Source organism: Viscerimonas tarda, from assembly GCF_054601255.1.
Genome location: NZ_BAAHWV010000137.1, coordinates 1 through 1,070, shown reverse-complemented (window position 1 = coordinate 1,070; position 1,070 = coordinate 1). Strand labels below are relative to the sequence as shown.

The 1,070-nt window shown below is 50.0% G+C and carries 1 protein-coding gene; it reads left to right on the top strand.

Features of this window, described 5'->3' with window-relative positions:
* Positions 1–1,070, top strand: a 1,070-nt coding sequence (locus ACYPWY_RS16335) for a hypothetical protein (RefSeq protein WP_459686609.1), incomplete at both ends; no start/stop codon positions are given.

Sequence of the window (1,070 nt, the reverse complement as noted above, 5' to 3'; positions counted from 1 at the left end):
ATGCCGGATATTACCTGTATGACGATAACGGAGCGCCCGAATCAGATCTTATGGATACGCCAAGAGGCAATAGCCCGACAGACAACCAATACCGGTTTATTTTTGAAGAAACAATCGACAGGGTAGCGCAGGAGACCACCATCAATCTAGCAGCCACCAGCACAGGCGAAGAAATATTGATAGGCAATCCGTTTATGGAACACCTCGACTTCAATAAGTTCTACGCTTACGGCAACAACAGCAGCCTGATTGAAGACCACTACCGCTTGATGGACCAGCACGGAAACTATGCCACGTATTCCATTAGCAGCACATCCACAGGTACGCCTCCGTTGACCCGCCAGATAGCGCCCATGCAGGCCGTGCTGGTAAAACCGAAGACCCCTTTTGCTGCCCACGCCCTGAAAACCAGCCTGACAATGACGCAACATCATCCGGGAAACAACCTGCGTAGCGCCCAGGCCGAAGAGCCAGCAACGCAATTTATGCGCGTATCCATCAGCGATACCAAGTTGCGCAACAGGGCGGCTTTGGTTTATGACGAAGATGCGCAGGCAAGCCTGGCTTACAACAAGGACAAGGACATCTACAAGATGCTGAAGCAAGGCGTGCAAAATGGCGCAAACGTGTATTTCATCACACAGGAAGGCTATTATATGGACATAAAAAACTTGTCCAATCTGGAAGATGCCAGCATAAAAATAGGTATCGCCACTCAACAAACCGGCAGCCTAGCCCTGGGCTTCGAAAAACTGTGGGACTTTGCACCCGAATACGATATTTACCTGACCGACAAGCTATTGGGTAAAACCGTAAACCTCCGCCAATCGTCCATCTACTGTTTCGAGAAAACAACCGGCGAAAGCTTTATTGACGACCGTTTCGTGCTGAATTTCACACGCAAAGGCACAGCAATAAAAGACCTGACAGGCGAAAAGAAGGCCAAGCTAAGCTACCGCACAAGCCACAACCAGCTGGAAGTCTTCAACCTGAACGGCAGCCTGTTAGACGAAGTAACAGTGTATGACTTGCAGGGACGCATAGCCGGAAAACAGCAGAATGCGGCGCAA